Raw genomic sequence first — 15,849 nt, forward strand, 5'->3', positions numbered from 1 at the left:
GGAGCCGCGGCGCGCGTTATTTCCACAGATGGGGAAAGATCCTCCCTGAGCACTAGGGCCGGATCTTTGCCAGCCCATTACTCTTGTACCAAAGCCGCGCACGGTGGCCATGGAGGAGTGAGATGAGGAGCAGTAACCCGGTCTTCTCGCGACGGGGGTTCAGCCGCGACAACGGCCACGCGGGCTTCAACGCGCAGCCGCAGGCCGGGGGAGCCGCCGTCGGGACGCAGCAGGCCAATCCGTACGCGCAGGGCAACCCGTACGCGGGCGCGGGCCAGCAGGCCCCCACCAACCCCTACGCCAACAACCCCTACGCCCAGCAGGCCCCGCAGGGCGCCCCGCCGCAGACCCCGGTGACCACCGGCCGCATGACGATGGACGACGTCGTCATGCGTACGGCCACCACGCTCGGCACGCTCGTCGTGACGGCGGCGCTCGCCTGGGCCCTGCTCCCGGTGGACGACGCCAACATCAGCAAGTCGTACGGCATCGCCATCGGCGCCGGTCTGATCGCGATGATCCTCGGCTTCGTGCAGGCCTTCAAGCGCAAGGCCTCGCCGCCGCTGATCCTGGCGTACGCCGCCCTCGAGGGTGTCTTCCTCGGCGTCGTCTCCAGCGTCGTCGACAACCGCATCGCGAGCGGCGCCGCCATGCAGGCGGTGCTCGGCACGATGGCCGTCTTCCTCGGCGTCCTCGTGGCGTACAAGGCGGGCTGGATCCGCGTCAACCGCCGCTTCTACGGCTTCGTGATGGCGGCCGCCCTCGGCTTCATCCTGCTGATGGGCGTGAACCTGCTGTTCGCGGCCTTCGGCGGCGGTGACGGTCTGGGCTTCCGCAGCGGTGGCCTCGGCATCATGTTCGGCATCATCGGCATCCTGCTCGGTGCCTGCTTCCTGGCCCTGGACTTCAAGCAGGTCGAGGACGGCATCGCGTACGGCGCCCCGCGCGAGGAGGCCTGGCTCGCCGCCTTCGGCCTCACGATGACGCTGGTGTGGATCTACATGGAGTTCCTGCGGATCATCGCGATCCTCCAGGGCAACGACTGACGGCCGCCCCGGGCGGCTGACGTCCCGGAACACGGCCGAAGGGCCCGCGGAAACCGTTCCGCGGGCCCTTCGCCGTCGCTGAGGCAGGTCCGAGCTGCGGGGGAACAGGGGTCGGGGTCAGAGCAGCTTGCGTGCGGCACGACGGAGGTCGTACTCGTGGATGATCGCTTTGGCGTGGCCGTACGCGAGGTCGTGTTCGCCGCGGAGCCAGCTGACCTTCTCCTCGAAGCGGAAGAGAGAGGGGCCCTCGTCGACGGTGCGGAGCCAGTCGGACACTTCTCGACCTGTGCAATGGGGGATGCGAGCGAGCAGATTGCGGTGGGTCTCCTGGGAGAAGACTTGGGACATCGGCGCCTCCGGACGCGTTCGATGTGGTCCGTCCTTCACGACACCGTGCCTGAGCGTTCGGCTGTTGGCAACAGTCCCGGCTCGGCGCGTAGGGTCGCACAGTGCTCGATACGACGCCTTTGATCACGGCAGTTGACCGTTTCGCGGACCGGCTGCGCGCCGCCCCGCAGTCCCGGCTGCAACGCGGCGCGGCGGCCGAAGCGCTGGCCCTCGCCAGGGATCTGGCGGTGCGTGCGCAGGAGCGGGAGGCCCCGGGAGCGGAACCGCACCGGATGCCCGACGCGGGCATGTTCGCCGCCGCCGACCAGATCACCGTCGCGGGGCGGGACTTGGCGGTCGTCCTGCGCGACGAGAGCGACCTGGCGGAGGCGGTGCGCCTGGTGGAGGAGGCGGTGGGGCGGGCCGGGGTCTGACCCGCCGGGCCGGGGCGCCGACCCGCTGGACCAGGGTGCTGACCCGCTGGACCAGGGTGCTGACCCGCTGGGCCGGGGCGCCGACCCGTTAGACCGAGGCGATGACTCGGTCGGCCAGTATGTAGACGTTCTCGCTGCCGCACGCGAACGTCAGTGCGTACGCGCCCGAGATGCCGGAGCCGCCGAGCAGGACCGGTGCCTTGCCGTCGCGCAGGGCGGCGGCGAGGAGCTCCGCGGTCTCGCGGTGGCCCGGGGTCATGCACAGCGTGGTGCCGTCCGCGAAGACGTAGACGTCCAGGGTGCCGAGCGGGCCCGGGCGGACGTCGGCGAGCGCGGTGCGGGCGTCGGCCAGCTCCTCCAGGCAGGCCACGGTGCGCTCGTGGTCGCCGTGCCCGGTGCTCTGCACGGGGACGAAGTCGGGGTGGGAGGGGTGGCGGCGGCGGGCCGCGGCCAGCTCGGGGGAGTCCGCTGCGAACTCGTCCAGGACACCGCCCTGGTCGGTGAACGGCTCGACGACCGGCTCCAGGCTGTCGGACTCCAGGCCCACGAGGTCCGCCTGGCGCGGCAGGAACAGCTCGTCCGCCATGCCGTCGGGCAGCCCGCTCAGGAGCGAGGGCGCGTCGGCGATGTCCCGCGCCTCCTGGGCGGCCCAGAACGCGCGCGCCTCGGCCAGCTCGCGCTCCCGCTCCTCGGCGAGGGCCTCGGCGACCGCCGTGCGTATCTCCTCGGTGTCCACCGCGGTGCGGGCGGCGGGTACGGAGGCGTGGCCGGCCACCGCGCCCCGGCTCTCGGCGAGTTCGGTGCGCAGGTCGGTGATCTGCTTCCGCAGGCCCCGCACGGAGTGCAGGGCGGCGGCGCCCGCGGCCGTGGCAGCGGCCGCGGAGAGCAGCAAGGCAAGATGCATGGCGCTCACTGACGTACTCCCGGTTTCAAGTCGACCCCCGACTTCCTACATCAGCTTGAAGCCTGCACCATCCCGCTGTCAGTGCATTACGTCACGAACCGGACAGGACTTTCGGCCCGGTGTCCGGCCGTCGAACCGCGCTGACCTGGTCATATGCCAGGCCTCCCGGAGATTGTCACATCCTGGGGGAGATTGGGTCACGAACGAGCGGCGGGACCTGAGCGGCCGTCGTGTCCCGAGGTGTGAGACGGACGGCCACTCAGGGTGCCGGGTGGGGCACGGTCGGGTCAGCTCAGGCGCTCGATGACCATCGCCATGCCCTGACCACCGCCGACGCACATCGTCTCGAGACCGAACTGCTTGTCGTGGAACTGGAGGCCGTTGATCAGCGTGCCCGTGATGCGGGCGCCGGTCATGCCGAAGGGGTGGCCGACGGCGATCGCGCCGCCGTTGACGTTCAGCTTCTCCAGCGGGATGCCGAGGTCCCGGTAGGAGGGGATCACCTGGGCGGCGAAGGCCTCGTTGATCTCGGCGAGGTCGATGTCGTCGATGGTGAGCCCGGCCCGCTTCAGCGCCTGCTTGCTGGCCTCGACCGGGCCGTATCCCATGATCTCCGGGGAGAGCCCGGAGACGCCGGTAGAGACGATCCGGGCCAGCGGGGTCAGGCCGAGCTCGCGGGCCTTGGTGTCGCTCATGATCACCAGGGCGGCGGCGCCGTCGTTGAGGGGGCAGCAGTTGCCCGCGGTGACCAGGCCGTCGGGGCGGAAGACGGGCTTGAGGCCCGCGACGCCCTCCAGCGTGACGCCCGCGCGGGGGCCGTCGTCCTTGCTGACGACGGTGCCGTCGGGGGTGGTGACCGGGGTGATCTCGCGCTCCCAGAAGCCGTTCTTGAGGGCTTCCTCGGCGAGGTTCTGCGAGCGGACGCCGAACTCGTCCATGTCCTGGCGGGTGATGCCCTTCAGGCGGGCGAGGTTCTCGGCGGTCTGGCCCATCGCGATGTACGGGTCGGGCAGCGAGCCGTCCTCGCGCGGGTCGTGCCAGTCGGCGCCCTCGGACCCGGCCACGGCGGCGGTGCGGGCCTCGGCGTCGGCGAACAGGGGGTTGTGGGTGTCGGGCAGGCCGTCGCTCGACCCCTTGCCGAAGCGCGAGACCATCTCGACGCCGGCCGAGATGAAGACGTCGCCCTCGCCCGCCTTGATGGCGTGCAGGGCCATGCGGGACGTCTGCAACGACGAGGAGCAGTAGCGCGTGACGGTGCAGCCCGGGAGGTGGTCCATGCCCATCTGCACGGCCACGATCCGGCCGAGGTTGTGGCCCTGCTCGCCGCCGGGCAGGCCGCAGCCGAGCATCAGGTCGTCGATGTCCCCCGGGTCGAGCTCCGGCACCTTCGCCAGGGCTGCCTGGATGATCGTGGCGGTCAGGTCGTCCGGGCGCAGCTCCTTCAGGGAGCCCTTGCCCGCACGGCCGATGGGGGAACGGGCGGCGGAGACGATCACGGCTTCGGGCATCACGGGCTCCTACTGGCGGGGGCGCCCTCGGCAGGGCGGGACTCCCTGGAAGTTACCTGCCCGTAATGGGGTGGGTCATCGGGTGGGGGCTGTGACGCGGACCGCATTTCTAAGCGGATGCTCAGGGCAGGGGCTCGGGGGGTCGCCCCCGGGTGCCCCCGTCGGGGGTGCGGGGTGCCCCGTCGGGGGCGGGGGATTGCGCGGGGTGCCCCCCGTCGGGGTGCGGGGAACTGTGCGCGGGGCCCCGTCAGGGGCGCGGGGAACTGCGCGCGCAACCCAGGAAAAGCGGCAGACGCGTCTGCCGGGTCGGTGAGCAGACGCGTCTGCGGGTGTGTGGGGGCTGGCCGCGCAGTTCCCCGCGCCCCTTGCGGGGCTCCCCCCAGGCGGGGCTCCCCCCCTGACGGGGCTCCCCCCCAGCCGGGGCTCCCCCCGGCGGGGGTCAGCTGATCGGTGACGGGTTCGGTTCCTGGATGCGGCGACGGCGGCGGCGCTTGAGCAGGGCCCACGGCCCCCTGGGGCCCGTGGGCATGGCGCCGGTGACCTCCGTGCCGCCCTCCGCCGCCGCCTGGGCCGCCGCCCGGGCCACGGGCAGGAACCCCTCGCGCCGGGAGACATCCGGACGCTCTTCCTCCGGCCACAGGCCGAGCGCCGCGCACAGCGTGGGCAGCAGGGCCATCGCCGCGGTGGCGTACCCCTCCGCCGAGGGGTGGTAGTTGTCGGGTCCGAACAGCTCCCGGGGGTTCGCGAGGAACTCGGGCGCGAGCAGGTCGCCGAGCGACACCGTACGGCCGCCCTGCTCGACCACGCCGATCGTCTGGGCGGCGGCGAGCTGCCGCGAGACGCGCCGGGCGAGCCACCGCAGCGGCTGGTAGACGGGCTCGATGGTGCCGAGGTCGGGACACGTCCCGACCACCACCTCCGCCCCGGCGGTCCGCAGCCTGCGCACCGCCGCGGACAGCATCCGCACCGACCGCGTCGGGGGCATCCGGTGCGTGACGTCGTTCGCCCCGATCATCACCACGCACACATCGGGCACCCAGCCTGTCTCGTCGGACAGGACCAGCGACACCTGCCGCTCCAGGTCGTCCGACATCGCCCCGGGCAGCGCCACCACCCGCACGTCCACCGGCCGCTCCGCCACCGCGGCGAGCCCGGAGGCGAGCAGCGCCGCCGGGGTCTGCTGCACCCGGCGCACGCCCTGCCCCGCGGCCGTGGAGTCCCCGAGCACCGCGAACCGCAGCGGCTCGCCGTCACCCGAGCGGTCCGCGAGCGGCGTGCCGTAGCGCCCGTCCGCCCGTGGCGGTGCCCCGAACCCGCCGTTGCCGACCGACCGCTTGGCCAGCTGCACCTCGGCGAGGACGAGCCCTACCGTGGCCGCGCCGAGCAGCCCGATGCTCCCGCCGCCGTACGCCGCGCCCGCGGCGATGCGCCGCGCCACCCTCGCCCTCGACACCCCGTGGTCACCTCAGCAAAGTCGTCCTGAGCCGTACATCGTCGTCCTGAGCCGTACATCGTCGTCCTGAGCCGACATCGGGGCGCACATCCGGCGTACGCCCCGTACACCCACTCATTGCCCCGTCGGACGGGGCGGCCAATCGCAACGGGAGGTGAACCGACGAGATGGAGCCGTAGTCTGACCGCACCCATATATCTCGTACGACGTCCCTTCCCGGGACATCCACGACATCGCAGCCCGGAGACACGGAGACAACGGTGCATTTCCACGACTCGATGATCAGCCTCGTCGGCAACACCCCGCTGGTGCGGCTCAACAACGTGACCAAGGGCCTGAAGGCCACGGTCCTTGCCAAGGTCGAGTACTTCAACCCGGGCGGCTCCGTGAAGGACCGCATCGCGCTGCGCATGATCGAAGCCGCCGAGGAGAGCGGCGCGCTCGTCCCCGGCGGCACGATCGTCGAGCCGACCAGCGGCAACACCGGCGTCGGCCTTGCCATCGTGGCCCAGCAGAAGGGCTACAAGTGCGTCTTCGTCTGCCCGGACAAGGTGTCCACGGACAAGATCAATGTGCTGCGCGCGTACGGCGCCGAGGTGGTCGTCTGTCCGACCGCCGTCGACCCCGAGCACCCGGACTCGTACTACAACGTCTCCGACCGGCTCGTACGGGAGATCCCCGACGCCTGGAAGCCGGATCAGTACTCCAACCCCAACAATCCCCTGTCGCACTATCACTCCACCGGCCCCGAGCTGTGGGCGCAGACGGAGGGCAGGATCACCCACTTCGTCACCGGCATCGGCACCGGCGGCACGATCTCCGGGACCGGCGGGTACCTGAAGGAGATCTCCGGCGGCAAGGTCACCGTGGTCGGGGCCGACCCGGAGGGGTCGGTGTACTCCGGGGGCTCGGGGCGGCCGTACCTCGTCGAGGGCGTCGGTGAGGATTTCTGGCCGACGGCCTACGACCGGAACATCACGGACGACATCGTCGCGGTCTCGGACAAGGACTCCTTCCAGATGACCCGCCGCCTCGCCAAGGAGGAGGGGCTGCTCGTCGGCGGGTCCTGCGGCATGGCGGTCGTCGCGGCCCTGCGGGTGGCCGAGGGGCTCGGGCCCGACGACGTGGTCGTCGTCCTGCTGCCGGACTCCGGCCGCGGCTACATGAGCAAGATCTTCAGCGACGAGTGGATGAACGACTACGGCTTCCTGGAGGAGGCCGGTGACCAGCCGCGCGTCGGTGACGTGCTGCGCCGCAAGGAGGGCGGCGAGCTGCCGTCCCTGGTCCACATGCACCCCGAGGAGACCGTCGGCGAGGCCATCGAGGTCCTTCGTGAGTACGGGGTCTCGCAGATGCCCATCGTGAAGCCGGGCGCCGGGCACCCCGACGTCATGGCCGCCGAGGTCATCGGCTCCGTCGTGGAGCGGGAGCTGCTCGACGCCCTCTTCGCCCAGCGGGCCTCGCTCGGCGACCCCCTCGAGAAGCACATGTCAGACCCGCTGCCGCAGGTCGGCTCCGGGGAGCCCGTGGGGGACCTGATGTCCGTTCTCGGCGGCGCCGACGCGGCGATCGTCCTGGTCGAGGGCAAGCCCACCGGGGTGGTGAGCCGCCAGGACCTGCTGGCGTTCCTGGCCGCGCAGCAGGGCGGGGCCCCGCAGGCGGGGCGCTGACGCTGCCCCGGCCCCGGGGGGTCCCGTAGGGGGGCGTCGGTTCAAGCCCGGACTTCGCGGGCGCGGGGGTCCGGGCAGGAACTTCGCGGAAGCGGTACGAAGGTGACACGTCCGCGCAGTACCGGCTTAACACTCGCCTGGGAGCGTTGCGGGTGTCGGCGTCAGGAACTTCCGGAGCGGCTCCCGGACCTCCCCGGCGCCCTGGACGCGGATGCCCGGCCCTGACCCGGCCCGCGCCCCTCGCGGGGACCGCCGCCGTCCCGCCCTCCGGGGGTTTCCCCCTCCGTAGGTGTCGGCGGTCCCCGCGCCCGCTCTGCGGGGCTGAGGGCCGCGCCACCCGGCGGACCGGGACCTCGCGGACGAGCCCCGGAAGGGGCGGTGCGGGGGAGTCGGGGGCGAGATCGGGTCAGTCGTCCCAGGTGGGGGACTTGCGGTCGCGGGGGCGGAGGAGGGAGAGGATTCCCGCGCCCCGGGCGGCATGCACCGCGTTGACGCCGACGATGCCGAACCAGGTGACGAACAGACCCGAGAGCCCCGCGTTGACCACACCGATCGCGGACAGCGGGATCGCGAGGATCAGCGAGACGATCCCGAAGCCGAACCGCTCGCCCCAGGAATCCACCCCGCTGTCGGGAGTGCGGGCACCACGCGCCACGACCATCTGTTGCTCCGCCATGTGCCGGCGCATGCGCCGGTCGATCGTGCCGTCCAGGCGCTGCTCGACCTTTTCCAGGAAGGAGTCGACCAGAGCGGACTCGTACTCTTCGCCGAGGTCCTTGCGCGCGTGCAAGGCGGCGTCGAGTTCCTTCTTGAGTTCGGCGTCATGAGGGGCTTCCATAGGCCGTACGGTACGCAGCCCCCGCCCCGCCCCACACTGGGGCTAACCCCCCATTGTGGCCTGGGCCGAACCCCCCACCCCCAGGTCAGGGCGGTCCCGGGGAAGCGTCACTTCGGTGACCGGCCCAGCAGCCGCAGCGCCTCCTCCAAGGGTGCGGAGCCGTCCGGTACCGCGAGGGCGGGGCCGAAGGCGGAGCCCGGTGCGCGGTACTCGGGGTCCGCCGGTACCAGGCGGGCGACCACGAGGGCGGCACCCCGGACCTCGTCGCTCAGGCGCAGGTCCACCCCGAGCGTGACCGCGACGTCCCAGGCGTGCACCACGTAGTCGATGAAGTGGAAGGCGATCGCCTGGAGACCGGGGAAGGTCCGGCCGAGATCCGGGAGGACGAACTCCCGCTCCGTGACGCCCGGTTCGGCGAAGGCGTCCAGAACCTCCGTCGCGGCCTCCCGGTGCACCCGGGCCGGTTCGCTCACGTCCTCCGGTTCGCGCCAGTGCGCGGCCTCCTGCCCCGCGCCGTGCGCGGCCGCCGTGAAACCGCGGTGCTGCGCGGCCATGTGTGCCACGAGCTTGCGCAGGTCCCAGCCCACGCAGGGGGTGTCACGCTGCCAGTCGTCGTCCTTCGCCAGATCCACGACGCGCACGGCTTCGAGGACGGCGATCCGATCGAGCTCGACGAAGTCCGTTCCGGTTGTTGTCATGAGCCGAGTATAAAACTATCCGAACGGTCGTGCACAGTTAGTTCGTCGCTTTTCTCAGCTTGGCCCATATCCGACGCTTCAGAACGGGGGCGACGGCCTCTTCAGGACGGGGGTACCAGCCTGGGATCCACCGCTGTGGCGCGCAGCCGCGTTCCGATGCCCGCGCGGGCCCGACGGTAGGGGGTGTCGTCGTCATCGTGCAGTACGGAGATCATGTTGGCCGTCTCCATCAACGCGACGAGCTCGAAGGCGAGCTGACCGGGGTCCGTGTCGGGGAGCAGTTCGCCGACGGTGCGGGCCTCCTTGACGGTGCTCTCCACATGGGCCGTCCAGTCGCGCTGGGAGCGCACGACGGCGTCGTGCACCGGGCCGGAGCGGGCGTCGAACTCGGCGATGACCTCGTAGAAGAAGCAGCCACCAGGGAAGACCCGGCCGCGCGAGTACTCCAGCCAGAGCTCGCAGAGCTGCCACACCCGGCCGACGCCCGCCGGGGTCGCGAGGGCGGGGAGTACGACCTGCTCGGTGAAGATGCGGGCGGCCTCGCGCACGGTGGCCAGTTGCAGCTCCTGCTTGGAGCCGAACAGGGCGAACACCCCGCTCTTGCTCAGGTCGAGTTCGGTGGCGAGCCGTCCGGTGGACAGCGCCTCGAGCCCCTCGACGGAGGCGATGTCCACAGTGCGGCGCAGCACCAACTGCCGGGTTCTGTTGCCCCGTTCGATTCTGCCGTCGGGCCGAGACATGGTGGGCGTCCTCCTGGTGCAGGGACGTGTGGTCGGCGACCACGGTGTGGGACCGGTGTGTGAGCGGGGAAGGGCCCGTGCCCCGGCACCGTGTGGACGGAGGCGTGGCGGTGGGCTCTTCGGTGCTCAGGGCTACCAGTCTGCCAGGCGGAAGATCGCCACTGCCCCTTCGCGGGTGCGGACCCCGGCCGCGGCGGCATCGGCTGACGTGGCGGTATCGGCTTCAGTGGCCCGCCCTGTCCAGGCGGGCCCGGCCGCCGTTCGCGGAGGGGTGGGCGAGCACGGGCGGTGCGGTGGAGCCGCGGGGGAGGCCGACGGCGCTGACCAGGACGACGAGGAGCCAGGCCGCGATGCCGAAGACGAAGGTGAGGGTGAACTGGCTCTCGGCGGGCAGGGCGGGCACCCCTGCCGGCAGTCCTTCGAGGGTCTTGGCCGTCATCAGCGTTGTGATCACCGCGCTGCCGATCGCGCTGCCGCCGGAGCGGGAGATCGAGTTGATGCCGTTGGCGATGCCGGTCTTCTCCGGCGGGACCCCGCTGACGATGAGGGCGGGCATCGCCGCGTAGGCGAAGCTGATCGCGGTGCCGTTGACGGCGCTGGCGGCGATCACCGAGGCGGTCGTGTCGTGGGCCACGGCCAGCCAGGTGGAGCCGAGGGCGCCGAGCACCCCGCTCAGCCCCAGGACCAGTCGCGGCCCGTAGCGCTTGACGAGGATGCCGCCGAGCGGGGCGGCCACGAGCGCGAAGGCCGTACCCGGCAGCAGGTACTGGACCGCGGCCCGCAACGCGGAGGCGCCGAACCCGTACCCGGCCACCGACGCGGGGATCTGGGCGAGGAAGGACAGCGCGATGAACTGGGCGAACATCACGAACCCGACGAGCAGTCCGGCCACGTTGGTGCTCAGCACCGGACGCAGGACGAACGTCGGCAGGTCGATCATGGGCTCGCGCACCCGCTTCTCGACCATCCACCAGGCGACCGCCGCGAGCACCGCCGCGGCGAAGCAGCCGAGTGTGCGGCCCGACGCCCAGCCCCACTCCCGCCCCTGGGAGACGGGCAGCAGCAGGAGCGCCAGGGAGGCGCTGAAGGTGAGCGCGCCGAGCAGGTCGGTACGGCCACCCGGGCCGTCACGGTCCGCCGGCACCCAGAGCACCGACGCGACCAGGACGACGGCGGCGAGGCCGACCGAGAGCCAGAACACCCGCCGGTAGTCGGCGTCGGCGCCCTGGGTCAGCAGACCCGAGAGCACGAGGGCCAGCCCGCTGCCGATCCCCAGCATTCCGCTGACCAGGGCCATGGCGCCGGCGAGTCGTTCCGAGGGAACCTCCCTGCGCAGGATGGCCAGGGCGAGCGGGAAGATCGCCGTGGCGCTGCCCTGGAGCACACGGGCCACGATGAGCAGCGGCAGCGACTGCGTCAGGGCCGCGAGGAGCGAACCGGCCAGCAGGACGACGATCACCGCCACGAGGACGCGTTTTTGGCCGTGTTGGTCACCGAGGCGGCTGAGCAGCGGGGTGAAGACGGCCGCCGACAGCAGTGTGGCCGTGTTGACCCAGCTCACGGCGGAGGCCGAGCTGTGCAGCGAGGTCTGGATCAGACCGAGGATCGGCACGAGCAGCGTCTGCATCATGGACACGACCATCGCGGCGGCGGAGAGGCTCACCAGGAGGGCCGTCCGGCCCGCGGGCGCACGGGACGCGGCGGACGGAGCGGGCTGAGCAGGTAGGGGCATGTCGGAACCCTTCGCTCCTGGGGGGCGGCTTTCGGGGGGTGAGCTGCCCGGGTGGCGGCGCAGGTGCGATGCGTGCGATGTAGCTGATCCGCTAGATATTAGCACGGTCGGTCGTATTAATATGCCCTTCAGTGTGGTAAACAATATGCACGGTCGTGCTCCTTGTCGGAGCGGGCGGCCATCTCGCACCCACGTGAGAAGGGAAGGCCGCACACGTGACGCGCAACGAGAGCGAACTTCGCCACAAGCCGGATGAGCCGGGCAGGGCGGACATGGCCGAGCGCCTCGATCCGTACTGCCTCAAGGAAGGGGAGGGGGAGCTCCTCTCCGGCCACCCCTGGCGGCGGTTCGTGGCACTGGGGGACAGCGTGGTGGAGGGGCTCGGCGATGCCGTGCCGGGCTACCTCGACGAGCCCTGGGTCGACAGGCTCGCCGACGCCCTGCGACAGCACGCGGGCGACCTCGTCTTCCGTAACCTGGGAAGGCGCAACACCCGCGCCGCCCTGGTCCGGTCGACCCAACTGGACAAGGCGCTGGCGTTCGAGCCGGACCTCGCGCTCGTCGCCTGTGGTGGGTACGACACCCTGGTCGCCCGATTCGACGAGCACCGGGTCGCGTCCGAGATACGGGCCATCGTCGGCGCGTTGCAGGACCGCGGCAGCACGGTGATCACCGTAAGCATGATCGACAGTTCGCGTTCACCACAGCTGCCGCCCGCCGTCCGGGAGCGGTTCGCGCGGCGCCTGCGGGCCCTGTCCGACGCCACCTCGGTGATCGCCCGCGACCTGGGCACGCTGCACATCGATCTGTTCGACCACCCGGTCGGTGACGCGGACAACCTGCTGAGCGCCGACGGCAGGCACGCCAACCGGCGCGGTCACGCCATCGCCGCCGCCGAGGCGGTGCGCGCCGTCGGCGCCCATCTGGCCCGGCCCGAGCTGAGGAACGGTGCGGCATGACGACGACCCCCGAGCGGACGCACACCGCTCCCTCCATACGTGACCGGATGACCCTCGCGAGCATCCTGACCGGGGGCTGGCTGGCCCAGGGCTGCTACGCGCTGGCCAAGTCGGGCATCCCGGACCTGCTCGCCGACGGGCCCCGCCCGGCCGGCGACCTCGCCGCCGCGGCCGGCGCCGACACCCGCGCGGTCCGCCGTCTGCTGCGCGTCCTGGCCGCCGTCGGCCTCTTCGTCGAACCCGAGCCGGGAGTCTTCGCGCTCACGCCGGCCGGACGGCTGCTGTGCACCGACACCGTACGGTCGAGCCGATCGGCCGCGATCATGTTCGGCGAGGAGGTGTACCACTCCTTCGGCGAGATCACCCACACCCTGCGCACCGGACAGCCGGCGTTCGACTCGCTGTACGGCATGCCGTTCTACGACTACCTCGACAGCGACCCGGAGACGGCCGCCGTGTTCACCGCGGCGATGGGCACCGCGCCGGTGCCCGCCGCGCTGAACAGCGTGGACCTCACGGGCGTCGGCACCCTCGTGGACGTGGGCGGCGGCGACGGCAGCCTGCTCGCCAAGGTGCTGCCCCGGCACCCCGGGATGCGCGGGGTCCTGACCGAGCTGCCGGAGGCCCTCGAAGGGGCCAGGGAGCGACTGGGCACGCTGGGTCTGGCCGACCGGACCGACTTCACCGCGGGCAGCTTCTTCGACGCCCTGCCCCCGGGCGGCGACGTCTACACGCTCTCCCGGGTGCTGCACAACTGGAACGACGACCGGGCCGTGCAGATCCTGCGCCGGGTCCGCGAGGCCATGCCCGAGCACGGCAGGCTGCTCGTCCTCGAACGACTGGAGAGGCCGGTGTCCGAGGGCGCGACGCTCTCCCGGCAGGCCGCCCAGGGCCGCCTCGTCGACCTGCTGATGCTGGTGATGATGGAGGGCTGGGACCGATCCGAGGAGGAGTACCGGGGCCTGCTCGACGCCGCCGGCTTCACGGTCCGGGCCGTGCATCCCGCCCCGTTGCAGTCCGACCGCGCCGAACACGTCATCGAGGCCGTACCGGCCGCACGGGGCGGCGCGGCGGCGGGGGCGGCACGATGAGCGCGCCCGCGATCGGCGCGGCGCCCGCACGGGCCGCCGCCGCGGCGGACCGGCTGCTCGTGCTCAGTGTCGGCTCCCGGCCGGAGTTCCACGCCACCGTGCGCACCGCGCTGAGTGACGCGGGCGACGGCCCGGGACACGGTGACGGCTGGCCGGACCTCTACCAGGAGGTCGCCCGCCGCGCGCACCGCTTCCTGGCCCGCACGCTGGAGGGCGACGAGACCACGGTCGTGACGGTCGGCACGCTCCCCGAGGCCGCTGCCGCCCTGCGTGCGGCGGCCACGGGTGCCACGACCGCCACGCTCGCGCTGCTCCTGGTGGACGCGCGGGCGGCCGGGCTGAGCACCGACCCGCTCGCGGACACCATGGACGCGGCACTGGAGGAGTTCCTCGACTCGCTTCCCGCGGAGGTGTCGGCCGACCTGTCGGCGTACACCGTGCACGTCTACGACGAACTCGACCGGTCGCCGGTCAGGCTCGCCCGGTCGTACGCGCTCAAGCAACTGCCCGAGGAGCCGTGGCTCCTCGCGGCGGACGTCATCTGCGCCTTCGCGGACCAGACCCAGTTCCGGCACGTCGCGCAGGTCATCCGCGCCGGGTCCGCGCCCCGGCGCGTGCTGGCCCAGTGGCTGCACTCCTTCCTCACCGCCCGCGCCGAGGACACCTGGGGACTGCACTACTACACCGGTTCCATCGTGACCGGGCTGATCGGCGAGCTGGAGCGGACCGCGGAGCGGTCCGGGAACCCGGTCCTGCGCGGCCCGAGCGAGCACGGCCTGGCCTGCGGGGCGATGGCGCGCTGGCAACTGGACGAGGCGCCGTTCCTCATGGTCGTCACCAACGGCATGGTGGACGAGTTCAAGGGCACGCTGGCCAATCTGCGCGAGACGCACGCCCGCGGCTTCATCGTCTGCGCCGACCCCGACCCGGGCGGCTGGTTCCCCTTCCAGGGCACCGTCCACCAGGGCGAGGACGCCCGCGAGGTGTTCCGGGCCCGCGGCCTGCACACCTTCCACCTGGACGATCCCGGCCGCCTGGCCGAGGACCTCGTCGCCGCGCAGCAGGCCTACGACGCCGACGAGGGCCCGGTCGTCCTGCTGGCCACCGCGGCCGTCCTGGACACGCCCGCCACCGGCACCGGGCCCGCACCGGCCCCCGCCCCGGCCGCCCGCGCCCAGGTCACCGAGAGCGCCATCGAGCCGGTGCTGCGCATGGTCAACGAGGAGCCCGCCAGGCTGCTGTGGCAGTGCGGCAGGCTGGACGCGGAGGAGCGCGCGCTCACCTACGGCCTCGCGCGGACGGCCGGCATCGCGCTCGCCGACTCGCTGACCCGACCCGGCACGGTGAGCCGCTACCACGAGGGTGCCCACGTGCCCGAGTACCTGGGCACCCTCGGCATGATGGGCTGCTCGGCGCGGGTGCACGCCTTCCTGCACCACGAGGGGCGGCTGCGCGGCAGGGCGGAACAGGCGCTGTTCATGCTCAAGAGCAAGATCGCCGAGCTGTCCACGCCGTTCACACCGCGCGACCTGGCGCGCCAGTTGCGGATCGTCCAGGTCACGCACACCCCGGAGCACATGGCGCCGTTCACCGACCACCCGGTGGTCGCCGACGCCCGCGGCTTCCTGCGGGCCCTGCACAACGGCCTCGCGGTCGACCCCGAGGTGGTGGCGGACCGCCGCGCGGCCATCGCCGCCACCCGGGACAGCGCCTCCGACGTGTTGCACCAACTGCCGCTGCGGCCCATGAGCCCGAACTACTTCTTCCACCAACTGGGTGACCTGCTGACCGAGTTGATCACCCGGCACGGCTACACCTACACCGGTCTGTACGACGTGGGCCGCGGCGGCATCTCGGCCGTACGGAACCTGCCGCGCACCGGGCCCGGATTCTCCGGCTGGTACGGCCGGGCCCTGATGGGCGACGCCCTCCAGGCGGTGCCCGCGGTCGCCCTGACCCGGGACGACAACGTCCTGGCCTTCGTCGGTGACGGCGCCAACGCCCTCGTACCCGACATCGTGCCGACCCTGGTGCAACAGGCGGTGCAGTACGGCAGGCGCCCGGCCGGCAACGTCAGCGTCTTCCGGCTGATCGACGGCGGCCACTCCGTCATCCGTACGTACCGCGAGACCCGGACCGCGGTGGCGGCGGACCGGCAGACGCAGGTGCTGCATCTCCAGCAACCGGAGTGGACGTGCGACTACGGGCCGCTGACCGTCTCCCACCACCACCTCACCGACGTGCCCAGGGACGCGTTGCGCGAGCGGCTGCTGCGGCGCGGCACCGTCGACCTGTACTCGGTGGAGCTCGCGCACAACAACGAGGGCGACGGCATGAGCCCGGCCGGCGCGCTCGGCTGGCAGCGGGACGAATTGGCCGAACTCACCTTCACCGTGGCCCGCACGGCGCGGCGCAAGGCCGAGCGCAAAGCCCGCTGATGCAGCCGCGA

At 72.1% G+C, this 15,849-nt stretch carries 14 protein-coding genes; 6 read left to right on the top strand and 8 right to left on the bottom strand.

Annotated elements, in window-relative coordinates; all coding sequences use genetic code 11:
• Nucleotides 1-122 precede the first annotated feature (122 nt).
• Entirely contained in the window at nucleotides 123-1,046 is a 924-nt protein-coding gene (locus tag ACH4DX_RS23260) for a Bax inhibitor-1/YccA family protein (protein WP_398122822.1), read from the top strand.
• Nucleotides 1,047-1,163: 117 nt separating this feature from the next.
• Here ACH4DX_RS23260 and ACH4DX_RS23265 read toward each other — a convergent pair whose 3' ends face one another.
• Nucleotides 1,164-1,394, bottom strand: a complete 231-nt coding sequence (locus ACH4DX_RS23265) for a DUF4287 domain-containing protein (protein WP_030563726.1) — start codon at nucleotides 1,392-1,394, stop codon at nucleotides 1,164-1,166.
• Between the two features lie 101 nt (nucleotides 1,395-1,495).
• On the opposite strand from ACH4DX_RS23265, the gene ACH4DX_RS23270 reads away from it, so the two are divergent.
• On the top strand, nucleotides 1,496-1,807 hold the full coding sequence (locus ACH4DX_RS23270; protein ID WP_398122823.1) for a hypothetical protein: 312 nt from the start codon (nucleotides 1,496-1,498) through the stop codon (nucleotides 1,805-1,807).
• Between the two features lie 88 nt (nucleotides 1,808-1,895).
• On the opposite strand, the gene ACH4DX_RS23275 is transcribed toward ACH4DX_RS23270, so the two are convergent.
• The 3 genes from ACH4DX_RS23275 to ACH4DX_RS23285 form a co-directional block, all read right to left on the bottom strand.
• Nucleotides 1,896-2,711 (bottom strand): hypothetical protein, encoded by an 816-nt coding sequence (locus ACH4DX_RS23275; protein ID WP_398156514.1) that lies wholly within the window; start codon nucleotides 2,709-2,711, stop codon nucleotides 1,896-1,898.
• A gap of 287 nt (nucleotides 2,712-2,998) precedes the next feature.
• Entirely contained in the window at nucleotides 2,999-4,219 is a 1,221-nt protein-coding gene (locus ACH4DX_RS23280) for an acetyl-CoA C-acetyltransferase (RefSeq protein ID WP_398122825.1), read from the bottom strand.
• 439 nt (nucleotides 4,220-4,658) lie between these two features.
• On the bottom strand, nucleotides 4,659-5,657 hold the full coding sequence (locus ACH4DX_RS23285; protein WP_398122891.1) for an SGNH/GDSL hydrolase family protein: 999 nt from the start codon (nucleotides 5,655-5,657) through the stop codon (nucleotides 4,659-4,661).
• A gap of 275 nt (nucleotides 5,658-5,932) precedes the next feature.
• On the opposite strand from ACH4DX_RS23285, the gene ACH4DX_RS23290 reads away from it, so the two are divergent.
• Nucleotides 5,933-7,342: a cystathionine beta-synthase gene (locus tag ACH4DX_RS23290; protein WP_398156515.1), complete on the top strand. Its 1,410-nt coding sequence runs from the start codon at nucleotides 5,933-5,935 to the stop codon at nucleotides 7,340-7,342.
• Nucleotides 7,343-7,748: 406 nt separating this feature from the next.
• Here ACH4DX_RS23290 and ACH4DX_RS23295 read toward each other — a convergent pair whose 3' ends face one another.
• From ACH4DX_RS23295 to ACH4DX_RS23310, 4 genes are all read right to left on the bottom strand, one after another.
• Nucleotides 7,749-8,180, bottom strand: a complete 432-nt coding sequence (locus ACH4DX_RS23295; RefSeq protein ID WP_398122827.1) for a hypothetical protein — start codon at nucleotides 8,178-8,180, stop codon at nucleotides 7,749-7,751.
• Between the two features lie 107 nt (nucleotides 8,181-8,287).
• Complete coding sequence (locus tag ACH4DX_RS23300) at nucleotides 8,288-8,878, bottom strand: TIGR03086 family metal-binding protein (protein WP_398156516.1); 591 nt, start codon at nucleotides 8,876-8,878, stop codon at nucleotides 8,288-8,290.
• Between the two features lie 101 nt (nucleotides 8,879-8,979).
• Nucleotides 8,980-9,618 carry a TetR/AcrR family transcriptional regulator gene (locus tag ACH4DX_RS23305; RefSeq protein WP_398156517.1) on the bottom strand — a complete coding sequence of 213 codons (639 nt, stop codon included), beginning with the start codon at nucleotides 9,616-9,618 and terminating at the stop codon, nucleotides 8,980-8,982.
• 223 nt (nucleotides 9,619-9,841) lie between these two features.
• A complete protein-coding gene (locus ACH4DX_RS23310; RefSeq protein WP_398156518.1) occupies nucleotides 9,842-11,350 on the bottom strand; it encodes an MFS transporter in 1,509 nt (502 codons plus the stop codon).
• A gap of 215 nt (nucleotides 11,351-11,565) precedes the next feature.
• Here ACH4DX_RS23310 and ACH4DX_RS23315 point away from each other — a divergent pair, with 215 nt between their 5' ends.
• Genes ACH4DX_RS23315 through ACH4DX_RS23325 form a run of 3 tightly spaced genes read left to right on the top strand, consistent with a single transcriptional unit; the run spans nucleotide 11,566 to nucleotide 15,838 of the window.
• A complete protein-coding gene (locus tag ACH4DX_RS23315; RefSeq protein ID WP_398156519.1) occupies nucleotides 11,566-12,309 on the top strand; it encodes an SGNH/GDSL hydrolase family protein in 744 nt (247 codons plus the stop codon).
• Nucleotides 12,306-13,400 (top strand): methyltransferase, encoded by a 1,095-nt coding sequence (locus ACH4DX_RS23320; protein ID WP_398122832.1) that lies wholly within the window; start codon nucleotides 12,306-12,308, stop codon nucleotides 13,398-13,400. The genes ACH4DX_RS23315 and ACH4DX_RS23320 overlap by 4 nt, the downstream gene beginning before the upstream one ends.
• Nucleotides 13,397-15,838 (top strand): hypothetical protein, encoded by a 2,442-nt coding sequence (locus ACH4DX_RS23325; protein WP_398156520.1) that lies wholly within the window; start codon nucleotides 13,397-13,399, stop codon nucleotides 15,836-15,838. Before ACH4DX_RS23320 ends, ACH4DX_RS23325 begins: the two co-directional genes overlap by 4 nt.
• Nucleotides 15,839-15,849: the final 11 nt, after the last annotated feature.

Origin of the sequence: Streptomyces sp. NPDC017940 (assembly GCF_044328435.1) — a bacterium.
Lineage (GTDB): Bacteria > Actinomycetota > Actinomycetes > Streptomycetales > Streptomycetaceae > Streptomyces.

Excerpts from the sequence above, each read along its gene's own strand:
- ACH4DX_RS23260 (WP_398122822.1), top strand. The coding sequence starts at position 123 with ATGAGGAGCAGTAACCCGGTCTTCTCGCGACGGGGGTTCAGCCGCGAC.
- ACH4DX_RS23265 (WP_030563726.1), bottom strand. The coding sequence starts at position 1,394 with ATGTCCCAAGTCTTCTCCCAGGAGACCCACCGCAATCTGCTCGCTCGC.
- ACH4DX_RS23275 (WP_398156514.1), bottom strand. The coding sequence starts at position 2,711 with ATGCATCTTGCCTTGCTGCTCTCCGCGGCCGCTGCCACGGCCGCGGGC.
- ACH4DX_RS23280 (WP_398122825.1), bottom strand. The coding sequence starts at position 4,219 with ATGCCCGAAGCCGTGATCGTCTCCGCCGCCCGTTCCCCCATCGGCCGT.
- ACH4DX_RS23295 (WP_398122827.1), bottom strand. The coding sequence starts at position 8,180 with ATGGAAGCCCCTCATGACGCCGAACTCAAGAAGGAACTCGACGCCGCC.
- ACH4DX_RS23300 (WP_398156516.1), bottom strand. The coding sequence starts at position 8,878 with ATGACAACAACCGGAACGGACTTCGTCGAGCTCGATCGGATCGCCGTC.
- ACH4DX_RS23305 (WP_398156517.1), bottom strand. The coding sequence starts at position 9,618 with ATGTCTCGGCCCGACGGCAGAATCGAACGGGGCAACAGAACCCGGCAG.
- ACH4DX_RS23310 (WP_398156518.1), bottom strand. The coding sequence starts at position 11,350 with ATGCCCCTACCTGCTCAGCCCGCTCCGTCCGCCGCGTCCCGTGCGCCC.
- ACH4DX_RS23320 (WP_398122832.1), top strand. The coding sequence starts at position 12,306 with ATGACGACGACCCCCGAGCGGACGCACACCGCTCCCTCCATACGTGAC.
- ACH4DX_RS23325 (WP_398156520.1), top strand. The coding sequence starts at position 13,397 with ATGAGCGCGCCCGCGATCGGCGCGGCGCCCGCACGGGCCGCCGCCGCG.